Source organism: Leifsonia sp. McL0627, assembly GCF_058244615.1.
This window is the reverse complement of record NZ_JBZCGM010000002.1, coordinates 1,519,275-1,540,595: the sequence shown is the minus strand read 5'-3', so window position 1 is coordinate 1,540,595 and position 21,321 is coordinate 1,519,275. Positions and strand designations below refer to the sequence as shown.

17 protein-coding genes and 1 pseudogene are annotated in these 21,321 nt (G+C 68.9%); 4 read left to right on the top strand and 14 right to left on the bottom strand.

The annotated features are described in order from the left end of the window. Window positions 1-17 precede the first annotated feature (17 nt). Window positions 18-626, bottom strand: a complete 609-nt coding sequence (locus tag AC37TH_RS08005; protein ID WP_490763803.1) for a GNAT family N-acetyltransferase — start codon at window positions 624-626, stop codon at window positions 18-20. A gap of 17 nt (window positions 627-643) precedes the next feature. On the opposite strand from AC37TH_RS08005, the gene AC37TH_RS08000 reads away from it, so the two are divergent. Further along, window positions 644-1,543: a helix-turn-helix domain-containing protein gene (locus tag AC37TH_RS08000; protein WP_490763802.1), complete on the top strand. Its 900-nt coding sequence runs from the start codon at window positions 644-646 to the stop codon at window positions 1,541-1,543. Further along, window positions 1,540-2,421 (top strand): aminoglycoside phosphotransferase family protein, encoded by an 882-nt coding sequence (locus tag AC37TH_RS07995; protein WP_490763801.1) that lies wholly within the window; start codon window positions 1,540-1,542, stop codon window positions 2,419-2,421. Before AC37TH_RS08000 ends, AC37TH_RS07995 begins: the two co-directional genes overlap by 4 nt. Window positions 2,422-2,428: 7 nt before the next feature. Here the strand turns inward: AC37TH_RS07995 and AC37TH_RS07990 are convergent, their stop codons facing one another. The 9 genes from AC37TH_RS07990 to AC37TH_RS07950 all read right to left on the bottom strand — a co-directional run bounded on the left by AC37TH_RS07990 (window position 2,429) and on the right by AC37TH_RS07950 (window position 13,230). Then, complete coding sequence (locus tag AC37TH_RS07990; RefSeq protein WP_490763800.1) at window positions 2,429-4,330, bottom strand: helicase HerA-like domain-containing protein; 1,902 nt, start codon at window positions 4,328-4,330, stop codon at window positions 2,429-2,431. Window positions 4,331-4,334: 4 nt separating this feature from the next. Then, entirely contained in the window at window positions 4,335-5,636 is a 1,302-nt protein-coding gene (locus tag AC37TH_RS07985) for a saccharopine dehydrogenase family protein (protein WP_490763799.1), read from the bottom strand. 43 nt (window positions 5,637-5,679) lie between these two features. Beyond that, window positions 5,680-6,357: a phosphatase PAP2 family protein gene (locus tag AC37TH_RS07980; RefSeq protein WP_490763798.1), complete on the bottom strand. Its 678-nt coding sequence runs from the start codon at window positions 6,355-6,357 to the stop codon at window positions 5,680-5,682. 117 nt (window positions 6,358-6,474) lie between these two features. Next, window positions 6,475-7,704 carry a multidrug effflux MFS transporter gene (locus AC37TH_RS07975; protein ID WP_490763797.1) on the bottom strand — a complete coding sequence of 410 codons (1,230 nt, stop codon included), beginning with the start codon at window positions 7,702-7,704 and terminating at the stop codon, window positions 6,475-6,477. A 189-nt stretch (window positions 7,705-7,893) separates the two neighbouring features. Continuing rightward, on the bottom strand, window positions 7,894-9,066 hold the full coding sequence (locus AC37TH_RS07970; RefSeq protein ID WP_490763796.1) for an ROK family transcriptional regulator: 1,173 nt from the start codon (window positions 9,064-9,066) through the stop codon (window positions 7,894-7,896). A 70-nt stretch (window positions 9,067-9,136) separates the two neighbouring features. Then, window positions 9,137-10,234 carry a Gfo/Idh/MocA family protein gene (locus AC37TH_RS07965; protein WP_490763795.1) on the bottom strand — a complete coding sequence of 366 codons (1,098 nt, stop codon included), beginning with the start codon at window positions 10,232-10,234 and terminating at the stop codon, window positions 9,137-9,139. Continuing rightward, the gene (locus AC37TH_RS07960; RefSeq protein WP_490763794.1) at window positions 10,219-10,911 is read right to left on the bottom strand and encodes a ThuA domain-containing protein; all 693 of its coding nucleotides are present in this window, start codon (window positions 10,909-10,911) and stop codon (window positions 10,219-10,221) included. The genes AC37TH_RS07965 and AC37TH_RS07960 overlap by 16 nt, the downstream gene beginning before the upstream one ends. Next, window positions 10,908-12,119, bottom strand: a complete 1,212-nt coding sequence (locus AC37TH_RS07955) for a Gfo/Idh/MocA family protein (RefSeq protein ID WP_490763793.1) — start codon at window positions 12,117-12,119, stop codon at window positions 10,908-10,910. Before AC37TH_RS07955 ends, AC37TH_RS07960 begins: the two co-directional genes overlap by 4 nt. A gap of 103 nt (window positions 12,120-12,222) precedes the next feature. After that, window positions 12,223-13,230, bottom strand: a complete 1,008-nt coding sequence (locus AC37TH_RS07950) for a LacI family DNA-binding transcriptional regulator (RefSeq protein WP_490763792.1) — start codon at window positions 13,228-13,230, stop codon at window positions 12,223-12,225. Between the two features lie 76 nt (window positions 13,231-13,306). On the opposite strand from AC37TH_RS07950, the pseudogene AC37TH_RS07945 reads away from it, so the two are divergent. Then, a pseudogene (locus tag AC37TH_RS07945) lies at window positions 13,307-14,282 on the top strand (acetylxylan esterase). Between the two features lie 45 nt (window positions 14,283-14,327). On the opposite strand, the gene AC37TH_RS07940 reads toward AC37TH_RS07945, so the two are convergent. The 4 genes from AC37TH_RS07940 to AC37TH_RS07925 form a co-directional block, all read right to left on the bottom strand. Beyond that, complete coding sequence (locus AC37TH_RS07940; protein WP_490763873.1) at window positions 14,328-16,748, bottom strand: beta-xylosidase/alpha-l-arabinosidase; 2,421 nt, start codon at window positions 16,746-16,748, stop codon at window positions 14,328-14,330. Between the two features lie 101 nt (window positions 16,749-16,849). Next, window positions 16,850-17,725, bottom strand: a complete 876-nt coding sequence (locus AC37TH_RS07935) for a carbohydrate ABC transporter permease (RefSeq protein WP_490763791.1) — start codon at window positions 17,723-17,725, stop codon at window positions 16,850-16,852. Continuing rightward, window positions 17,725-18,747, bottom strand: coding sequence for a carbohydrate ABC transporter permease (locus AC37TH_RS07930; protein ID WP_490763790.1), 1,023 nt, complete (start codon window positions 18,745-18,747; stop codon window positions 17,725-17,727). Before AC37TH_RS07930 ends, AC37TH_RS07935 begins: the two co-directional genes overlap by 1 nt. Before the next feature lie 8 nt (window positions 18,748-18,755). Then, window positions 18,756-20,051, bottom strand: coding sequence for an ABC transporter substrate-binding protein (locus AC37TH_RS07925; RefSeq protein ID WP_490763789.1), 1,296 nt, complete (start codon window positions 20,049-20,051; stop codon window positions 18,756-18,758). 168 nt (window positions 20,052-20,219) lie between these two features. Here AC37TH_RS07925 and AC37TH_RS07920 point away from each other — a divergent pair, with 168 nt between their 5' ends. Then, window positions 20,220-21,248, top strand: a complete 1,029-nt coding sequence (locus AC37TH_RS07920) for a LacI family DNA-binding transcriptional regulator (RefSeq protein WP_490763788.1) — start codon at window positions 20,220-20,222, stop codon at window positions 21,246-21,248. The last annotated feature ends 73 nt before the right edge of the window (window positions 21,249-21,321 follow it).

Here is a 21,321-nt window from a genome sequence, read left to right as displayed (position 1 = left end):
TGACTCGCGCGCTGCCGCTACACGGTGGCGCTGGTCGAGATCGCGTAGATCGGACCGTTCGGCGTGCTCGACGGCAGCTCGTGGAAGCCGAGCCTCTCGTAGAACGCCCGGGCTCCGGTGTTCGTCGGCGACATCCGCAGGTACACCCCCGGCACCCCGCGCTCGCGGAGAGCTGCGAGGAGCGTGCGGATGAGGGCACGCCCGAAGCCTCGGCCCTGCAGTTCCGACAACAGGTCGATGTGGAGGTGCGCCGGATAGTCGGCGAGCTCGGGAATCAGCACCTCGCGCACGTCGAGCCCGTAGCCGATCGCCTCGCGCTCCCTGTCGTCCCTCGCCTGGTCGATGGGGTGCTTCGCCGCGAACGCCGGCAGCCACGCGCTGGCGTACCAGTCGACGTACGCCGCGCTGTCGGCCACCGCGATGACATACCCGGCCACGTGGTCGCCGGTGTCGACGACGAAGGCAAGGTCGGGCTGGTACGTCACGTACGGCCCGGCGAACACGTCGGGGATGAGCTCGTCGTTCCGGTACGTGCCCGTGGCGTCAGCACCGCTCGCCCCTGTTCTGATGCACACGCTGTACACGTCGTCACGGTCGCCTGGCTGGTAGGGACGGATCGAGCTCACCGTGAAAGTATGTCAGCGTGAGCACCCCAGCCGCTGGCACCCGCGCCGCCGATGCGCGCTCCGCCGGTGCGCGCGACGCCCTCGGAGTGGAGCCGGTGAGCCACGGACTGCTCACCGAGAACGGCTCGGCGCCGGTGAGCATCGAGCGGCTGTGGCCGGACGACGACGCAGCGGTGTTCGTCCGCCACTACTGGCTCCCCCGCTGGCGGCTCGCCCCCAGCCAGACGATCCGGCAGCAGGTGCTCGAGTATCCGACGGCCAACCTGGTCATCGAAGGCGACCATGTCGCCGTCCATCTGGCCAGACGCGGACTCAGCGTGAGGACGCTGCGCGGTGAGGGCTGGGCGTTCGGGGCGATGCTCCGTCCCGGTGTGCTGCGCGGGCTCGCAAGTGTGAGCGTCCGCAGCCTGCCGACCGTCCTCCGGCTGGTGGACGGCGAGCGGGGCGGCGCACGCCACGACGAGCTGGTGCTGCCCGGCGTGGATGCGATGACCTCGCGCATCCAGGACGCCATGCGCTCGCGCGCCGGTGGCGCCGCTGTCGCCGCATTCGAGGCGTGGCTCACGACCGTCCCCGCCCCCGGCGAAGACGCCCTGGCGGTCGACACGATCGTGGACACGGTGGAGAACGACAGGACCATCGCCCGCGTCGAACAGCTCGCCGACCGTTTCGGACTCGGCATCCGGCACCTGCAGCGTCTGGTGGCCGGCCACATCGGCTTCGGCCCCAAATGGCTCATCCAGCGCTACCGGCTGCAGGAGGCGGCAGCCGCCCTGCGCTCACCGATCCCGCCGCAGCTCGCCGACCTCGCCGCCGAGCTCGGCTACGCCGACCAGGCGCACTTCGGCCGGGAGTTCAAAGCGGTGGTCGGGGCGACCCCCGGCGCATACGCGGCCGAAGCGGCGCGCGCCCGATGACGGAGGCGCCGCAGCACAGACCGCTGCCGGGCTCGCAGCCGCGCCCCTCCTCCGCGGACGACGCGCTTGCGCCCTGGCGCGCCCGCTGGAGCCTCGCACCGGACGGACCGGCGTTCCGTACGCCGTCGAGCATCCTGCAACCGGTGGGCTGGCGGGGGCGGCGGGCGTTCCTCAAGCTGGCGACGGTCGAGGAGGAGGCCGCCGGAAACCGGCTGCTCGCCTGGTGGGCCGGCCGGGGCGCTGCGCCGGTCTACGCGGCGGACGGCGACGCGATTCTGATCGAACGCGCGACAGGCGAACACGACCTCACGACACTGGCGAACTCCGGGGAGGACGGCGACGACGAGGCCACCCGCATCCTGTGTCGCACAGCACTCCGCCTGCACGCCGTCGACGACCGGCCGAGACCGGACGGGCTGGTCGACCTGCCGACCTGGTTCCGCGAGCTGTCCGCCGAAGCGGCCGAGCATCCGGAGGAGCACGGAGGGCTGTATGCGCACGCCGCGACGGTCGCTGCCGAGCTGATGGCGCATCCCGTCGCCGACGTCGTGCTGCACGGCGACCTGCACCACGGCAACGTGCTCGACTTCGGCGCGGACGGCTGGCTCGCGATCGACCCCAAACACATCGCGGGCGACCCCGGCTTCGACTACGCCAACATCCTGTGCAACCCGGATGCGCGGCTCGCCCTGGCGCCCGGCCGGTTCGAGCGGCAGCTGCGCGTCATCTGCGCGACGACGGGCGTCGAGGAGGGCAGGATGCTGCGCTGGGCGTTCGCGTGGGCAGCCCTCTCCGCCTGCTGGTCGGAGCGCAGCGGGCTGGACGCCGCGCACACACTGCAGGTGGCGACGATGGCGCGCGGGCTGTTCACCGGGTAGCGCGGTATCAGCGCCGCTTGCGCGTGCCGAAGATCCCCTCCACCACCCCGGTGAGGATCGACGAGGTCGCCTTCGAGCCGAGCACCTGCTCCAGGATGTTCGGCTGGGGCTTCGAGGTCGTGCGCGTGCCCCGCGTTGCCGGCCCGGTCGACTTCAGCAGCCGGTTGTACTCGGCGTCGGCGGCTTTCTGCGCCTTCGCCTGATCGGCAGCGGCTTTGTCTGCAGCCTTCTGCGCCTCCACTGCCGCCTTGGCCTGGGCAAGAACGCGCTCCTGCTCCTCGGCTGCAGCGGCCGCCGCATCCAGTCTGCGGGTGAGCATCTCGCGCGCCGAGTCGCGGTCGATCGCTGTCCCGTATTTCGCGAGCAACGGCGACGCCGCGATGGTCGCGTCGAGCTGCGCATCCGGAGCGGGGGACATCGACCCCTGCGGTGCCCGCAGTCGAGTCCACGCGACCGGGGTCGGTGCTCCCTTCTCCCCCATCACCGTGACGATCGCTTCCCCCGTTCCAAGCTGCTGCAGCACGTCGGCGAGGTCGTAGCCGGACTTCGGGTAGGTGGAGACGGTCGCCTTGAGCGCCTTCGCGTCGTCCGGTGTGAACGCCCGCAACTGGTGCTGGACGCGCGAGCCGAGCTGCGCGAGCACGTCAGACGGCACATCCTTCGGCGTCTGCGTGACGAAGAAGATCCCGACACCCTTCGACCTGATCAGCCGCACGGTCTGCGTGATCGAGGCGAGGAAGTCCTTCGACGCGTCCTTGAACAGCAGGTGCGCCTCATCGAAGAAGAACACCAGCTTGGGCTTGTCGAGATCGCCGACCTCTGGCAGATCGTTGAAGAGGTCCGCGAGCAGCCACATCAGGAAGGTGGAGAACAGCGCCGGCTTGTCCTGCACGCCGGGCACTTCGAGCAGGCTGACCACCCCGGTGCCGTCTGCGGCGAGCTTGAGGAACTCGGCGGTGTCGATCTCCGGCTCCCCGAAGAACGCGTCGGCGCCCTGGTCGGCGAACGCGATGAGCTCGCGCAGGATGACCCCGACTGTCGCACTCGACAGCCCGCCCAGGTCCACGAGCTCGGCTTTGCCGTCCGCACTGTTCAGGAAAGTGAGCACCGCCCGCAGATCGCTGAGGTCGAGCAGCGGCAACCCAGCCTTGTCGGCATAGTGGAACACCAGACCGAGGCTCGACTCCTGCGTGTCATTCAGCCCGAGCACCTTCGACAGCAGCAGCGGACCGAACCCGGCGACGGTCGCCCGGATCGGGACGCCCTTGCCGATGCCGCCGAGCGAGAAGAACTCCGTGGTGGTGGCGTGCGGAGCCCAGTCCTGCCCGATGCCGCTGGTCCGTTCGAGGAGCTTGTCGTTCGGCTCCCCCGCCACGGCGATCCCGGACAGATCGCCCTTGATGTCTGCGGCGAACACGGGAACACCGTTCGCGGCCAACTGCTCGGCGAGCACCTGCAGGGTCTTGGTCTTGCCCGTGCCTGTCGCACCGGCCACGAGGCCGTGCCGGTTGGTCATCGCCAACGGGATGCGCACGGGCACGTCGGCGCGGCCGTCCCCGTTGACGAGCGCGCCCATCTCCAGGGCGGCGCCGCTGAAGGCGTACCCGGCGCGGACGGCGTCGACCTCGGCCTCGGTGAGCGGGCCGGGTGAGGCGGGGGTGGGACCGGGAGGTGCGGGAGTAGTGGGTGGCGTATCTGCCTGCGTCGGCGCGGGCGGCGCCACCTCCGTGACGGCAGCACTGGCCGCGGTCGCCGCGTCTGCTGCTGCGGCCGCCGCATCCTGTGCTGCGGCCGCCGCATCCTGGGCCTGTTTCAGCGCCGCGTCCGCCTCCGCCTGCAATCTGGCCGCGTTCTCCGCGGCTGCTTTCGCGTCGGCCTGGGCGTGTGCAAGTGCATCGGCGTCACTCATGCGCTCACTCTAAAGGGCCCGTCTCGCCGCCCGCAGCAATCTGCTCGCGAAGGCCCCACGACTGGCCGTAGCCGCCGTCCTCGACGGGCCGCTCCATCAGGGCGAGGTACGGCCCGGCGTCGAACGCCTCCGGCCCGAGCACGCCGATGCCCGACCAGACGCCGGTCGCCAGCAGCTCGAGGGCGATCACCGGGTTGAGGGCGGTCTGCCAGACGACGCACTGGGAGTCGTATTCGGACATCGTCCACTCGTTGTCGCTCACGTGATACAGGTAGACCTCGCGCGGGTTCCCGTCCGTACCGGTGCCTTTCACCCACACCCCGGCGCAGGTCTTGCCCGTCATCCTGGGGCCGATCGTCGCCGGATCCGGAAGGGCAGCTGCGACCACATCCCTCGGCGCCACCTCGACCGGGCCGTTCTGGCTGCGCACCCTGAGCGGCGTCGTCGAGTCCAGTCCGAGCTGATGCAGCGTGCGCAGGATCCCGATGAACTCCTCGCCGAGCCCGTACTTGAACGTCACCCGCTCCGCGTCGATCCAGCGGGGCATCAGCAGCACTTCCTCGTGCTCCACATTCACGCACTCGACCGGCCCGATGCCATCCGGGAAGTCGAACACCTCCGGTTCGCTGAACGGCGGCGTCGTGTACCAGCCGGCCTCCTTCTCGAAGATCACCGGCGGGTTCAGGCACTCCTCGATCGTGGTCCAGATGCTGAACGACGGCGCGAAGATCTCGTTTCCGTCGCTGTCGCGCACCACCAGGTTCGCTCCGTCGCGCGTGCCGAGCTCCTCGATGTGCGAGAACAGAGTGTCGGCGGCGTACCGGGCGAACACGTCACTCAGCCCCGGCTCGACGCCCATCCCGACGAGCGCCAGCCGGCCGGCGGTCTCCCAGTCACCGCGCTGCGCGAACTGGTCGTCTCCGAGCTTCACGCCCGTCTTCGCATACGGATCGGTGGGGTGCGGCTCAGACAGGCTCATCGCCATGTCGAGATAGTCCGCTCCCGCGGCGAGAGCCCCGGCGAAGATGGTCGGGACGAACTTCGGCTCGACGGCGTTCATGACGTGCGTGGCGCGATGCTCCCTCGCGACCGACGCCACCGCATCCGGATCGGACGCGTCGATGGCGGCTGCGACGAAGCGGGATGCGACGTCGTCACCGTGTTTGCCGCGGATCCACTCGATGGTCTTCTCGGCCCGGCCGATGTCGTAATCGCTGACGACGATGATCTCGAAGAAGGAGCGGCGAGCGGCGATCTTCGCGATGGCGGCGCCGACCCCGCCGGCGCCCACGAGCAGGATTCTCATGGCGCAACGCTAGCGCTATGAGGGCGGGTGCGGTCAATAACGGTCAGTCACGCAAGAAGAACAATCGGTGCGGCTCCAGCCGCTCCTTCGTGAGCCGCAGCGCGAGCGGCGCCCACACGATCACCGCGACGGCTGCCCCGAGAATCAGCCCACCGATCGTGTCGCTGAGCCAGTGCGCCCCCAGGTAGGTGCGGCTGATCGCCATCAGGACGGCCCAGGCACCGCCGAGCACCCACACCCACACGCGCGGGAAGATAATAGCGAGCACCACCACCATCGTGGCGGCATTCGCCGTATGCCCCGACGGGAATGAGCCAGCGTCCGACTGCACCAGGATCTCCGTGGGGCGGGCGCGGCCGACCGTGTGCTTGAGAAGCTGGACACACGCCACCGACAGGATGCTCGCGACGGCGAAGAACGTCGCTCCCCAGGGTCTGCGGAAAGCGAGGAGCAGCAGGAAGATCACGACTGGGATGACGAGCGTGCCGACGATCCCGCCGCCCGCGTAGTTGAAGAACAGCGCCGGGCCCAGCCAGAACGGCGAGCGGTGCTCGACGATCTCGCTCATCCACTCGAGGTCGATGGCGAAAGCCTCATGAGGGCGGAAGGCGATGATGGCGCCGAGCACCACCACAAGTCCTACGGCGACGGACGCGGAGATGACCGGCCACCGCCTGTTCACTTTCGCAGCCTGCTGAACTTGTTCGTGCGCCGATCCCATGCCGACCACCGTACTCATCACCGCCTGGGCATCAATCCAGTCCGGAGTTATTCACGCCCCCGACCGGCGTGTCGCGTGAAGAAGTCCAGACTCGATCGTGCGGGGACGCGGGCGGGGTCAGTGGGCGAGGGCGGGGACGGTGCGCGGGCGGACGATGAACCAGAGGGAGGCGATGGAGACGAGGGCGCAGATGGCCATCACCATGCCCATCGGGGTGGAGCTGCCGACGCCGAGGATGCCGACGATCGGCGACACGATGCCCGCGATCCCGAAGTTGAGCGCACCCAGGAGGGAGGCCGCCGTGCCCGCTTCGTGTCCGTGGCCGTTGAGCGCGAGCACCTGCACGCAGGGGAAGCCGAAACCGCAGGCCGCAATGAAGAACCAGAGCGGGATGACCGTGCCCCAGAGTCCGACGTGCGCCTGGTCCAGGATCACGATGAGCGCACTGGAGACGAACATCACGATCGTCGAGACCGCGAGGATCCACTGCGGGCCGACGTATTTGGTGAGGCGGGCGGCCGACTGCACGCCGATGATGATGCCGATCGAGTTCACCGCGAACAGCAGGCCGTATTCCTGGGCGTTGAACTTGTAGATCTCCTGGAACACGAACGAGCTCGACGACAGATAGGAGAACAGCCCGGTGAAGTTCGCGGCTCCGACGATGGCGATGCCGACGAAGATCCTGTCGCTCAGCACCGATTTGTAGCGCTGGCGCACCGTGGAGTGCCCCGCATCGTGGCGTCGGGCCTTCGGGAGCGTCTCGACGATCCAGAGCGAGACGCAGATCACGACGAAGAGGCCGTAGCAGGCGAGGACGACGAAGATGCCGCGCCACGGCATGACGAGCAGCAGCCACGAGCCGATCACCGGGGCGAGCACCGGCGCGAGACCGTTGACGAGCGCGAGTCGGCTGAGCATCCTGACCAGCGGGCGGCCACCGAAGAGGTCGCGCACCATCGCCATCGCGACGACGCCGCCGGCTGCGGCGCCGATGCCCTGCATGGCGCGGGCGAGGCCGAGCAGTTCGACGTTCGGTGCGGCGGCGGCGCCGAGGCACGCGAGGATGTGCACGATCGTGGACAGGATGAGCGGCGTGCGCCGTCCGATCTTGTCGCTCCACGGTCCGACGAGCAGCTGGCCGACGCCGAACCCGATCGTGGTGGCCGTGAGCGTGAGCTGGATGGCCGCCGTGGAGACGTTGAAGTCGGCCTGCAGGGTGGGCAGCGCCGGCAGGTACGTGTCGATGGTGAACGGACCGAGAGCGGTGAGGGCACCGAGGATGAGGATGTATGCGAGGCGCTGGCGACCGGAGAGGGAGTCCCCTGGATGCACGACGGTGGTCACGAAAGAGTTCCTTGACTGGAGAAGACGAACACCGCGGACGTATCCGCGGTGCGTGGGTGGGTGGGATCTGCCGGACTCCCGGCGGGGTGCTACTCGCTCGCTCGAATCGATTCGACCGTCGTTGCTCGATAATCCTATCGGATTCGACGGCCGAATGTTACCGTGCACATCCCCGAGTTCGGGGGGAGTTCAGTCGGCGGGACCCGCGAGCAACGGAGCGAACGCGAGCTCAGCGGCGCCGATCATCAGGATGTTCGCCCCGAGTTCCGCGCGCGCGATCCTGAGTTGCTCGCCGGACGCCGCCAGCGCCTGCTCGGCGACGAGCCCGCTCAGCCGCTCCGGGGCGACGGCGAACAGCGAACCGAGGAACCCGCCGAGCACCACCAGCTCCGGATTGAACACGTTGGTCGCGTTGCGCAGCGCCACGGCGAGGAAGCCGAGCTGCCGCTCGATCTCCGCGAGCACGCTGGCGTCGCCCGCCTCGACCGCGGCGGCGAGCGCCGCATCCAGTTCGTCGGCGTCCGCGGACTCCAGCCCGATCGCCGCGAGCAGCGCGCGCTGATTGACCTCGGTCTCCAGGCAGCCGACGGCCCCGCAGTGGCAGCGGACGCCGTTCGAGTTGACGAGGGTGTGCCCGAGCTCCCCCGCGTATCCGGAGACGCCGGTCAGGGGCACGCCGCCGACCACGACGCCCGCGCCGATTCCGGATGCGCCACCGTTCAGATAGACGAGGTCGCTCGCTCCCCGCCCTGCACCGAAGAGCCGTTCGGCGTTGGCGCCGAGGTTGGCGTCGTTCGCGGCGACGACGCCGAGGCCGGTCGCGTCTGCGAGCTGAGTGGCGAACGGCTCGTCGCGCCATTCGAGGTGCGGGGCGAGTCTCACCACTCCGTCGCTCTCGCGCACCAGCCCCGGCACGGCGACGCCGATGCCGACCACCCGGCTCGCGGCGGCCAGGTCGGGGCGGAGTCCGTCGATGACGGCCGCTGCGACGGCGGCCGCCTCTTCCGCACCGGGCACGTGGTCGAGCGGGAACCGAACACGGCGGTGCACGACGCCGTCGAGCCCCACGATGCCCACGGTGACGGCGTCGACCTCAGGGTTCACGGCGATGGCGACGACACGTCCGTCCGCAGCCACGACGGGCGACGGCCGACCGACCCTGTTGCTCGTCCCAGGCTCGCGCTCGCTGACCAGCCCGAGCTCGACGAGCTCTGCCACGAGCGCTCCGACGGTCGACCTGTTCAGCCCGGTCGCCTGCGTCAGCGCCGAACGCGCGGCAGGACCTCCACGGTGAACGAGGCCGAGGACCGTGGCGAGGTTGTTCCTGCGCACCGTGTCGAGGTTCGTCCCTGTGGTGTTCATGATCCTGTGTACTGTACCGGTTCGCGCCGGGCGGCCACGGTCAGGTGACGGAGAGCGTCTGCTGCGCTGTTCACCAGTCCTGGGGCCGCGCGCCGAGCGGAACAGGCTCAGGACGGACGGCCGTCGAGGTCAGCGTGACGACCTCGTGGCTGCGCCCGGCGACGATGATCGACTCCATGATCTCCAGCACGTGGAACGCCAGCTCTCCGGAGGCGCGATGCGGTCTGCCCGTCTCGACCGCCCTGGCGAGGTCGGCGAGTCCGACGCCGCGTCCGGCGTCCGCATAGCCCGCCGTGACGGGAACCTCGCGCCAGGTCCGGTCGTCGGAGGTGGCGATGGCTGCGACGGCCGAGAACTGGTTCGGGTCCGGCACCGCGATCGTGCCGTCCGTTCCATACACCTCGAACAGCGGGGATTTCGACGCCCACACCTCGAACGAGACCGTCACCGTCGAAATGACACCGGAGGCGTGCTCCAGGATCGCGGTGACGTGCGTGTCGACGTCGACCGGGATGGCCGTTCCCGCGAGCGGTCCGGTCGCCACCGTGCGCTCCCGCTCCGACCGGCCGACAGCGCCGGACACCCGCACGACCGGCCCGAAGAACGTGACGAGACTCGTGAGGTAGTAGGGGCCCATGTCGAACAGTGGGCCGCCGCCCGGCTGGTAGTAGAACGCCGGCGCCGGATGCCACAGCTCGTGACCTGGAGCACTCCATGCGACGGCTGCACCGACCGGCCGTCCGATCCGCCCGTCGTCGAGCAGCGCCCGCGCGGTCTGGATGCCCGTGCCGAGCACCGTGTCCGGTGCGCTGCCGACGCGCAGCCCCTTCTGCTCAGCGCGCGCGAGCACCGGGCGGGCGTCGGCGGTGGCGAGGGCGAGGGGCTTCTTGCCGTAGACGTGCTTGCCCGCATCCAGTGCGCGGAGAGCGATCTTGGTGTGCGCCGCAGGGATGGTGAGGTTGAGGACCACGTCGATCCGCGGGTCGGCGATCAGCGCATCCACGGTGAGTGCTTCTGTGCCGTGCTCGGCGGCGACGGCGGAGGCGCGGTCCAGGTCGAGATCGGCGACGGCCGTCAGCGCCAGGTTCGGCAGGTGCGGGAACTGGTCGAAGTATTGACGGCTGATGTTGCCGACCCCGACGACGCCGACGTTCAACGGGCTGCCCACAGGAGTCCCCTCTCGATGATGGTGCGCACGGGCTGGCTCTCCACGACTTCGAGCCGGTGGCCTGGCGCGGAGACGAAGATGCGGCCTTGGCCCCACTGTCTGGTCCAGATCGCCGGTGCGGTGACCGGTCTGTTCCAGGCATCCCAGGGCCGCACGGACTGGGTCGTGGTGGCGAGGACGTCGTTGTATTCGTCGCTCAGCACCCAGTACTGCTCGCTGACGAGGTCGAAGTCGTCGATCCCGTCGGTGATGGGGTGGCTGCGGCCGTACTCGGTGATGTTGACCGTGTACGGGATGTAGTTGTCCGACTGCTCGCCGATGCGCTCGGCCGGGTCGATGCCCGCATGGTGGGCGAACTGGCCGCCGATCATGTGCAGGTAGTCGGCGTTGTCACGGTAGGCGTCGGCGATGCCGCCGTGCCAGCCCGCCAGGCCGGTGCCGTTGAGCACGGCACGCTGCAGTCCGGCGAACTCCTCCTTCTCGATCGTGTTCATCGTGTTGATCTGGACGATGAGGTCGACCGTGTCCAGGTACGCCTCGTCGGTGTAGACCGCCGGAGACCCCTCGACGCGCACGGTGAACCCGTTCGCTTCGAGGTACGGGATGAAGAGGTCCGTGGTCTCGACGGGCATGTGCCCGTCCCAGCCGCCGCGGACGACGAGTGCGTTCTTGGTCATGCTTCCTGTCCTGTCGGTTCTGCGGTCGTCGTCCAGGCGCTTCCGGCCGCCGCGCTGCGCTCCACCGCGGCGAGCACCCTCTGCACATGCAGGCCGTCCGCGAACGACGGCTGCGGGTTCCTTCCGGCGACGATGTCGTCGACGAAGTCGGCGATCTGGTGGCTGAACGCGTGCTCGTAGCCGATCGCGTGCCCGGTCGGCCACCAGTTGGCCATATATGGATGCTCTGGCTCGGTGACGAGGATGCGCGTGAAGCCCTGCTCCCCCGCCGGGAGGGTCGCGTCGTAGAACTGGAGTTCGTTCATCGCCTCCAGGTCGAAGGCGATGGCGCCGAGCGAGCCGCTCAGCTCGATGCGCAGGGCGTTCTTGCGTCCGGTCGCATAGCGGGTGGCCTCGAACGCGCCGATTGCTCCAGATGCGGCGCCTCCCCCACCCAGGCGGGCGGTGAACCACGCGGCGTCGTCGACGGTGACCCTGCCTCGTTCGGCGGACGCCGTGCCGGACAGCCCGACCGTCTCCCCGAGCAGCGGGCGCTCCTCCACGAACGTCGCCAGCGTGCCGGAGACGCTGTCGAGCCGCGAGCCGGTGATGTGCTCGACCAGGTCGATGGCGTGGGCGCCGATGTCGCCGAGGGAGCCGGAGCCCGCCGCCTCCTTGTCGAGCCGCCAGGTCATCGGGCCGTTCTCGTCGGTGAGCCAGTCCTGCAGGTAGAGCGCGCGCACCTGGCGGATCGTGCCGAGTCTGCCGTCTGCCACGAGCCGCCTGGCGAAGCCGATCGCGGGGACGCGGCGGTAGCTGAACCCGACCATGGACCGCACGCCGCGTGCGGCTGCACGCTCGGCGGCGGCGACCATGGCCTCCGCCTCGGTGACCGTGTTGGCGAGCGGCTTCTTGCAGAGGACGTGCTTGCCCGCATCCAGTGCCGCGATGGCGATCTCGGCGTGCGAGGCGCCGGGCGAGCAGATGTCGATCACGTCGATGTCCGGATCGTCGACGACACGACGCCAATCGGTCTCCGCCTGCTGCCAGCCGAAGCGCGTCTTCGCAGCGTCGACCCTGTCGCGGTCGCGCCCGACGATGGTGCTCATCACCGGCTCGGCGCCCAGAGGGAAGAAGCGTGGGGCGACCCGCCAGCCCTGGGAGTGGGCGGCGCCCATGAACCCGTAGCCGACCATCGCCACGCGCAGCTGCCTGGCAGCGTCCGTCATCTCTCGCTCCTTCGCGTCGTCCCGCCGTTCGACGCTATTGTGCGCCGCTCACGGCTCACAAGTTTCGGCGAACCATTGGAAAACTTTCGCGAGCGAACGCGATTCAGGATGCGGGCGCGGCTGTCGACTGCCGCACCACGAGGGAGGTGGCCAGTTCCAGCCGCGCGTTGTCGATCTCTCCGGAGCGCAGGCGCAGCGCCATCCTGGTCGCCTCCTCCGCCATCTCCTGCAGCGGCTGCCGCACGGTCGTCAGCGGCGGCCGGGCCCACAGGGCAGGGCGCACATCGTCGAAGCCGACCACCGACAGGTCGCCGGGGATGTCGAACCCGAACGCCGACGCCGCGTCATAGACGCCGAGCGCTTGCTGGTCGTTGCCTGCGAAAATCGCCGTCGGCCGGTCGGTCATCGCGAGCATCCGCCGCGCCTCCCGCTCGCCGTCGGCCTGCCCGAAGTGTCCGGACCCGGCCAGCTCTTCCACATACGGGATTCCGGCCTCGGCGAGCGCCGACTGGTATCCGGCAACCCTCGCCCGGGAGCACATCAGGTCGGCCGGCCCGGAGATCACGCCGATCCTGGTGTGGCCGAGCCCGATGAGGTGCCTGGTGGCCGCGACGCCGCCCGCCCAGTTGGTGGCCCCGACCGCGGGGACGTCGTCGGGCGGATCCCCGGCGGGGTCGACGACCACGAACGGGATGTTCCTGGTGCGCAGCTTCCGGCGGTGCTCGACGGTGAGGTCCGAGAACTGCAGGATCACCGCGACGGGTTTGCGCTGCAGCACCCCTGTCATCCACTCGTCGCGGGGCTTGTGGTGGTCGCCGAGTGCGGAGAGGGCGAGGACGAACCCCGACTCGCGGGTGATCCGCTCCACCCCGCGGATGATCTCGACCGACCACTCGCTCTGCAGGTCTTCGACCACGAGCTCGACCAGGCCGCCGCGCTCAGGGTCGAGGCCGCGCCTGGCGTACCCGGAGTCGCGCAGCAGCTCCTCGACGCGCTGACGGGTGGCCGCCGAGACGCCCGGCCTCCCGTTGAGCACCTTGGACGCGGTCGACAAGGAGACGGACGCCTGCAGCGCTATCGCCTCCAGCGTCGGCCTGGCTCGATCGGACATGCTCACACTGTGCCACAATGTGGCCCATCCCTTTCGCCCGATCCGGCGAAAACTTCCCAGAAGGAACTGCTCAGCGATGGCTTTCACCGACCTCTCCCCCGCCGAACTGCTCGCCTTCCGCCCGGAGGTGGACGAGCCCGCTGACTTCGACACGTTCTGGGTCGAGACGCTCGCCGAGGCGAGGGCGGCCGGTGGCGAGACGACGATCACGGCGGCCGACACCCCGATCACGCAGCTGATCATCGAAGATCTGACGTTCCCCGGCTTCAACGGGGAACCGGTGCGCGCGTGGGTCTCGCGGCCTAGGGATGCCACCGGCCCGCTCCCGGCGGTCGTGCAGTTCCAAGGCTACGGCGGAGGCCGCGGCCTCCCCGGCGAGAACGTGCTTCTGGGCCCTCGCCGGCTACGTGCACGTCTTCGTCGACACCCGCGGCCAGGGCAGCAACTGGGGCACCGGCGGAGACACCCCCGACCCGCACGGCTCCGGCCCGGCGACCCCCGGCTACATGACCCGCGGCGTCCACGACCCGCGCGCGTACTACTACCGCCGCGTCTTCACCGACGCCGTCCGGGCGGTCGACGCGACGCGCTCCCTGCCGTTCGTCGACGCCGGCCGGATCGCCGTCACCGGCGGCAGCCAGGGCGGCGGCATCGCCATTGCGGCGGCAGCGCTGGCCGACGGCGTGAGCGCTGTGCTTCCCGACGTCGCGTTCCTCTGCGCGTTCCGCCGCGGAGTGGAGATCGCGGTCGGCGGCCCGTACGTCGAGCTGGCCACCTATCTGTCGGTGCACCGCGACCAGGTGGATGCGGTCTTCCGCACCCTCTCCTACTTCGACGGCGTGAACTTCGCCCGCCGCATCCACGCCCCGTCGTTGTTCTCGGTGGCGCTGATGGACAGGGTCGTCCCTCCGTCGACCACGGTCGCCGCGTTCAACCACCTCGCGGCGGAGGACACGACGCTGGAAACGTACCCGTTCAACGACCACGAGGGCGGCTCAGCCGTGCAGTGGCAGAAGCAGGCGCGGTGGCTGGGCGAGCGCTTCGGCGTCTGATGTTCTGACGCCTAGCCCCCGGCAGAGCGCCCGGCAGAGCGCTCGTCAGACCGCGTCGGCCAGCTGCCCGACGCGCTCGCTCAGCAGCACGCCGACTGTGCGCCTGTCCGCCGCCGTCACCTCGTGCACGCCGCCGGTCAGAACGACCGTGGCACGCGGCGTCGACGAACCGGGGATGTTCCGCACGTCGGCCTGCTTCTCGTTGACGATCGCACCGCCGGTGACCTCGTCGCCGCGCAGCCCCGTGGAGGCCGCGGCGTGCGTCGCCGTCCACACCTCCACGTCTCCCGGCTCGACGACCCTGACCATCCTGCGGTCGCTGAACGCGAACCGGGTCGCCGGGACGTCGAACGTCACCCGCACGGACTCTCCGGCGTCGAGGTCAACCCTCGCGTAGCCGAGAAGTTGCGCCACCGGACGCGTGACGGTCGCCGCGACGTCACGGCCGTAGAGCTGCACCGTGTCCGTGCCGCGCACCGAGCCGGCGTTGGTCACAGTGACGGAGGCGCTGAACGCCCCGTCTGTGGAGGCGGCGGCGTCGACGGACAGCTCGGAGTAGCCGAACGCCGCATACGACAGACCGAAGCCGAACGGCAGCACGGGCGTCGAGTCGGTCGCCGTCACGTCGGACGGGCCGCCCAGGATCGGGTGCAGGTACGAGTACGGCTGCGCTCCGGCCGAGCGCGGCATCGAGACGGGGAGGCGCCCAGACGGGTTCACCCTGCCGGTCAGGATGTCCGCGATGGCCGGTCCGCCGCCCTCGCCGGGGAAGAATGCCTGCAGCACGGCCGCGGGGGCCGCATCCTGGTGGATGGCCCAGTCGATCGCGTACGGACGACCGGTGAGCAGGACCATGACGACGGGCGTTCCCGTCGCGATGACCGCCTCGACCAGACGACGCTGGGCGCCGGGGAGTTCGAGCGATTCGGAGTCGTTGCCCTCACCGACGGTTCCGCGGCCGAACAGACCGGCCTGGTCGCCGACGACGACCACGGCGAGGTCGGCGCCGATTGCCGCCTCCACGGCCGCAGCGAAGCCGGACTCGTCGTCGCCCTCCACCGAGCAGCCCTCGGCGTGCACGAACTCCGGGACAGGGAGCCCTGCATCGGCGAACGCGGTGGGGAGGGATTCCAGCACGGTCGGGATCTCGAAGCCGAGCGGGAGGCCAGGGTGACCGGCGAGCACGTGGTTGGCGAACGAGTAGCAGCCCTGCAGCGCCTCCGCACGGTCGGCGTTCGGGCCGATGACGGCCACCCGCGAGAGCGCAGACGGCCGCGCGCGGAGCGGGAGCACGCCGTCGTTCGAGAGCAGGACGACCGACTCCTCCGCGAGCCGTCTAGCCAGCTCGCGATGGCGCGGAGAGTCGAGGTCGACCACCGCGGGCGGCTCGTCCTCGAACGCGTCGGCGTCGAGCAGCCCGAGCTCCTCCTTCTGGCTGAGCGCGCGGAGCACCGCCCGGTCGACGTACGCCTCGTCGAACGCCCCGGAGCGGATGCGGTCGGCCAGCGGCTGCAGGTACGCGTCGCCGGTCGGCAGCTCGATGTCGATGCCGGCCTCCAGGGCGAGAGCGGCCGCCTCTCCGCGATCGGCGGCGACGGCGTGCATCACCTCCAGGAACGCGACGGCGAAGTAGTCGGCGACGACCACGCCGTCGAAACCCAGCTTCTCGCGGAGCGTGCCCGTGAGCAGGGAGGGGTCCGCGGCGACCGGGACACCGTCGATCTCGGTGTATGAGTTCATCACCGAGCGGGCACCGCCGTCGAGGATCGCCATCTCGAACGGGGGCAGGAAGACGTCCGCGATCTCGCGGGGTCCGGCGTGGACGGGCGCATGGTTGCGTCCGGCGCGCGACGCGGAGTATCCGAGGAAGTGCTTGAGCGTCGCGTGCACACCCGCATCCTGCAGCCCGCGCACGTACGCGGTCCCCACCGTGCCGACGAGGTACGGGTCCTCGGCGATGCACTCGTCGACTCGGCCCCAGCGGGGGTCGCGGATCACGTCGAGCACGGGGGCGAGGCCCTGATGGATGCCGAGCTGCTTCATCGCATCGCCGATCGAGCCGGCCACCTGCTCCACCAGCTCGGGGTCGAACGACGCACCCCATGCCAGCGGGGTCGGGAACGTCGCCGCCTTCCAGGTGGCGAGACCGGTCAGGCACTCCTCGTGCACCAGGGCCGGGATGCCCAGCCTGGTCTCGCGCTTGAGCCTGCGTTGCTCCTGCCACAGCCACGCCGCACGTTCGGCCGGGTCGACGGGGCGGGTGCCGTACACCCGCGTGTAGTGCCCGATGCCGTGGCGCGTCACCTCGGCGAGGTCGCCCTTCGCATCCTGACCGGAGGCCATCTCGCTCTGCATCGGGGCCACGAGGCCGTTCTGATCGAGCCAGTACCCGACGATCTGAGCGAGCTTCTCTTCGAGGGTCATGCGGGCGTGGAGTGCGCGAACGCGCTCCGACACGTCGGGCATGGCCGCGGGAGGAACGGTCGCGGACTCAGTGCTTTTCTTCACGGGAACCAATCACAAAAGAGAGCTGAAGGCAGGTGGAGGTGGAACGGGCGGAACTGCGGTCAGCCCTTGACCGCGCCGGTCAGGCCGCCGACGATGCGGCGTTCGAACAGCGAGAAGAAGATCAGTGCGGGGATCATCGACAGCGACGTGAACGCGAGCACCTTCGCCGTGTCCACCGAGTACTGCGACGAGAACGCCTGCACACCGAGCGGCAGCGTGAACGTCGACTGGTCGTTCAGGATGAACAGGGGCAGCATGTAGCTGTTCCAGCTTCCGATGAACGCCAGGATGCCCACGGTCACGACGCCGGGCAGCGAGAGCGGGATGACCATCCGCCAGAAGAAGCCGAGCCTGCTCGCTCCGTCGATGGAGGCGGCCTCCTCGATCTCCATCGGGATCGCCTTGAGGAACGGCACCATGATGATGACGGTCGTCGGCAGCCCGAACGCGATCTGCGGCAGGATGACACCGGCGAGGTTGTTCGTGAGGCCGAGGTCCTTCACCAGCAGGTAGAGCGGGGTGATGGCGACGGTCATCGGGAACATCAGGCCGGCGGCGAACAGTGCGTACATCGCCCCGCGGCCGACGAAGTCGTAGCGCGCGAGCACGTAGCTCACCATCACGCCCAGGATGACGACCCCGATGGTCGTCGAGAGTCCGGCGATCGCCGAGTTGCCGACCTCCTGCCAGAAGGTCGAGCTGACCAGGACGTCGAGGTAGTTGTTGAACTGCCACGGGTTCGGCCACGCGGCGGGCGCGTTGGTGATCTGCGAGTTCGTGCGGAACCCGCCGATGACGATGTAGAGCACGGGGGCGAGGCACACCGCGATGAAGACGAGGGCGACGAGATACGTGAACGGCTTGGCACGGCGGAACCGCGTCGCGAACGACGCACGTTCCTGCGTGGGCGCGTGGCGCAGCGCTGTGGTGGTCATCACTTCTCTTTCTCGGTGATCGCGCCGGCCATGTCACGTCGCAACACGAAGCGCTGATAGATCAATGCGATGACGAGCGAGATGACGAAGATCACCACGGCGACGGCGTTGCCGAAGCCGTAGTTCCCCGAGTTGCGCCCGTTCGCCACCATGTAGGTCGCCATCGTCGATGTGCCGGCCGTCGACGCGACGTATTGACCCCAGATGATGTAGACGAGGTCGAACAGTTGCAACGACCCGATGATCGAGAGGAACGCCCAGATGCGCACCGTCGGTCCGAGCAGCGGCAGGGTGATCGTGCGCTGGATCTGCCAGTAGCTCGCGCCGTCGATCTGCGCTGCCTCGAACAGTTCTTCCGGGATGCTCTGGAGACCGGCGAGGAAGAGGATCACGGCGAAGCCGATGTACTTCCACGAGATGATGATCATCAGGGTCCAGATGGCGATCTTCGGATCGGACAGCCAGTTGGCTTTGAAGGCGCCGAGCCCGATGTGCTCCAGCAGGTCGTTGATGGCGCCGGAGGTCTGCAGCATGAGGCTCCAGCCGGTTCCGACGATCACCTCGGAGATCACGTACGGCACGAAGATCAGCACGCGGATGATCGAGCGTCCGCGGATCTTCTGGTTGAGCAGCAGCGCGAGGATGATCGCGACTGGCCCCTGCATGAGGAGCGACAGCACCACGATGAGGCCGTTGTGGAGCAGCGCCTGGTGGAACGCGCTGTCGGTGAAGATGATCAGGTAGTTGTTGATTCCGACGAAGTCGGTGGGGGCTCCGTAGCCCTTCCATTTGAAGAAGCCGTAGTACGCGGCCATGATGACCGGCAGGATCACGAAGCCGACGAAGACGATGATCGCGGGGCCGGCCAGGAGTGCGATCTCCAGGCCCTTGCGCCGATCTTTCTTCCGCTTGGGTCGCGCCCCGGCCGGGGACGACGCACGCTGTGCGCCGCCCCCGGCCGTCTGCGCTTCCCTGCGCGGCTGCGTGTCGATGTCCGACTTCGCATCCAGGGAACTGCTCATGGTTCGAACTACCCCTTAGCGGCGGCCTGGTTGGTCGCGCTGATGATGTCGGCGACCGACCCCTGACCTGCCATCAGGTTGACGACACCGGTGTTGAGCGCGTTGCCGACGCTCTGGCCGTAGAGGGTGTCGAGGTACTGGGACACGAACGGCGCCTTGTTGTACGCCTCGAGGACGGGCTTGATGTACGCGCCGTCGATGCCGCCCTGGGCGTCCTTGTTCACCGGGATGGTGTTGAACGCGGTGGCGTACGCCTCCTGGACGCTCTTGGTGGCGGTGTAGTTCAGGAACGCGGTGCATTCCTTCTGCGGAGCCTTCGCGGAGCACGAGTACCCGTCGAGGCCGCCCATCATGGAGGCGGGGTCACCCTTGCCACTGGCGGTCGCAGGGAACGGGAACCAGGCGAGGTCCGGCAGGGCCTTCTGGTCGGGCGTGAGCGATGCGATCACTCCCGGGTCCCACGCGCCCATGAGCTCCATGGCCGCCTTGTGGTTGGCGACGAGTCCTGCGGAGCTTCCGGCGCCCTGCTGGGCGGAGGTGGTGAGGAAGCCGTCGTTGAAGGGCTTGGTGTCGTTGAACGCCTTGAGGTCGTCTCCGGCCTTCGTCCAGCAGGAGTCGTCGAACTTGAGCGACTTGGCCGTGGCGTCCAGCGTCGACTCGCTGCACTCGCGCAGCGCGAAGTTGTAGTACCAGTGCGCGGCCGGCCAGGCGTCCTTCGCGCCGACGGCGACAGGGGCGACGCCGGTGGCCTTGAGCTTGACGATGTCGGCGTTGAGCTCGTCCATGGTGGTGGGCGGGGTGTCGATGCCTGCTGCCTTGAACAGGTCCTGGCTGTAGTAGATGCCTTCCGGCTGCACGTCGATCGGCATGGCGTAGACCTTGCCCTGGTACGACTCGCCCTTGAACGCGCCGTCGCTGACCGCTGCCTTGACGTCGGCGTCGATCGAGCCGCTGATGTCCATCAGCTGGCCGGCGTCGGCCATGGCGGCCATCTTGCCTCCGCCGCGCTGCAGGAAGATGTCCGGGGCGTCGCCCGAGTTGAGGGCGGTCTGCAGCTTGCCGTCGAGGTCTTCGTTCTGGATGGTCTGCATCTTGATCGTGACGTTCGGGTTGGCCTTCTCGAAGTCTGAGATGGTCTTCTTCCAGAAAGTCTGACCTGGACCGGTGGTCGCGTTGGTCCAGAAGGTCATCGAGACCTTGCCGTCGCTCGAACTGCTGTTGCTGTTGCCAGAACAGCCCGTTGCGAGCAGCGCTGTGCCCGCAACGACCGCGAGAATACCCGCGACCCGAAATTGCCTCTTCATTGTGGAAACTCCTTGGTTGTCCTCATTGACGCACGGAAACGTCCGCCGCGGAGAGCATCGCATCCGGTCACGGAGTTTGTCAAACGTTGTCGATAACGTTTTCGATAACGTTATCGAAATGGCGGTGGGCAACCCGGAAAACCACTGGGCGCACGGTACTGTGTCCCCATGGACACCGAAATCGATCCGTCCGCCTTCGGCAGGGTGACGATCACCGACGTGGCACGCGCGGCGGGGGTCTCGGTGTCAACGGTCTCGAAGGTCGTCAACGAACGCTACGGCGTCGCCCCGACCACCTCCCGGCGCGTGATGGAGGTCGTCAACGAACTCGGCTACGAGACATCGCTGGTCGCCAGCAGCCTCCGCCGGAGCCGCACCGACGTCATCGGCATCCTCGTGGCGGAATTCGAGCCGTTCTCGGTCGAGCTGCTGAAGGGCATCTCGGTGGCGGCGACGGGAACCGGCTACGAACTGCTCGCGTACACCGGGCTCGTCTCCGGCGAGAGCAGTGTGGGCTGGGAGCGCAAGTCGCTCTCCCGATTGGCGGGGACCCTCATCGACGGCGCGATCATCGTGACGCCGACCACGCTCATCCCGAGCTCCTCCATCCCGGTCGTCGCCATCGACCCGCACACCGGCCAGGGCGGCCCTGCGACGATCGACTCGGACAACGTGGGAGGCGCGCTCGTCGCCGTCCGCCACCTGATCGGGCTGGGACATCGCAGAATCGCGCACATCCGCGGCCGCAGAGACCTCGCCTCCGCCCAGCTCCGAGAGGACGGCTACCGCGCCGCCCTCGAAGAGGCCGGGATCGCGTTCGATCCGGACCTCGTCCTGTTCGGCGAGTACTCCGCGGCGCAGACCGCCTCTGTCGCCCACGAGCTGCTGAGCAGGCCGGACAGGCCGACGGCGGTGTTCGCGGCGAACGATACGTCGGCGCTCGGCGTCATCACGGTGGCGCGCGAGCTCGGACTGCGCGTGCCGGAGGATCTGTCGGTGGTCGGCTTCGACGACATCCCGGATGCGGCGAATGCCACGCCGCCGCTGACCACTGTCGCGCAACCGCTGCACGAACTCGGTGAGCGAGCGCTGCAGATGCTGCTCGCACTGCTCGACGACCAGCCCGTCTCCACGGGCGTTCATCTTCCGGCGGAGCTCGTCGTCCGGGCAAGCACGGGACCAGCGCCGGCCGCCTGACGAGAATCGGTATTTCCCATCGGCCGCTCTCGCTGATATGTTCTTAGAAACAACAATTACCTCCGAGAGTGAA

Bases quoted from the DNA above. Each gene is read 5' to 3' on its own strand.
- AC37TH_RS07940 (WP_490763873.1), bottom strand. From the start codon at position 16,748: ATGCCCGACGTGTCGGAGCGCGTTCGCGCACTCCACGCCCGCATGACC.
- AC37TH_RS07960 (WP_490763794.1), bottom strand. From the start codon at position 10,911: ATGACCAAGAACGCACTCGTCGTCCGCGGCGGCTGGGACGGGCACATG.
- AC37TH_RS07935 (WP_490763791.1), bottom strand. From the start codon at position 17,725: ATGACCACCACAGCGCTGCGCCACGCGCCCACGCAGGAACGTGCGTCG.
- AC37TH_RS07930 (WP_490763790.1), bottom strand. From the start codon at position 18,747: ATGAGCAGTTCCCTGGATGCGAAGTCGGACATCGACACGCAGCCGCGC.
- AC37TH_RS07995 (WP_490763801.1), top strand. From the start codon at position 1,540: ATGACGGAGGCGCCGCAGCACAGACCGCTGCCGGGCTCGCAGCCGCGC.
- AC37TH_RS07980 (WP_490763798.1), bottom strand. From the start codon at position 6,357: ATGGGATCGGCGCACGAACAAGTTCAGCAGGCTGCGAAAGTGAACAGG.
- AC37TH_RS07950 (WP_490763792.1), bottom strand. From the start codon at position 13,230: ATGTCCGATCGAGCCAGGCCGACGCTGGAGGCGATAGCGCTGCAGGCG.
- AC37TH_RS07985 (WP_490763799.1), bottom strand. From the start codon at position 5,636: ATGAGAATCCTGCTCGTGGGCGCCGGCGGGGTCGGCGCCGCCATCGCG.
- AC37TH_RS07920 (WP_490763788.1), top strand. From the start codon at position 20,220: ATGGACACCGAAATCGATCCGTCCGCCTTCGGCAGGGTGACGATCACC.
- AC37TH_RS07925 (WP_490763789.1), bottom strand. From the start codon at position 20,051: ATGAAGAGGCAATTTCGGGTCGCGGGTATTCTCGCGGTCGTTGCGGGC.
- AC37TH_RS07955 (WP_490763793.1), bottom strand. From the start codon at position 12,119: ATGACGGACGCTGCCAGGCAGCTGCGCGTGGCGATGGTCGGCTACGGG.
- AC37TH_RS07990 (WP_490763800.1), bottom strand. From the start codon at position 4,330: ATGAGTGACGCCGATGCACTTGCACACGCCCAGGCCGACGCGAAAGCA.
- AC37TH_RS07970 (WP_490763796.1), bottom strand. From the start codon at position 9,066: ATGAACACCACAGGGACGAACCTCGACACGGTGCGCAGGAACAACCTC.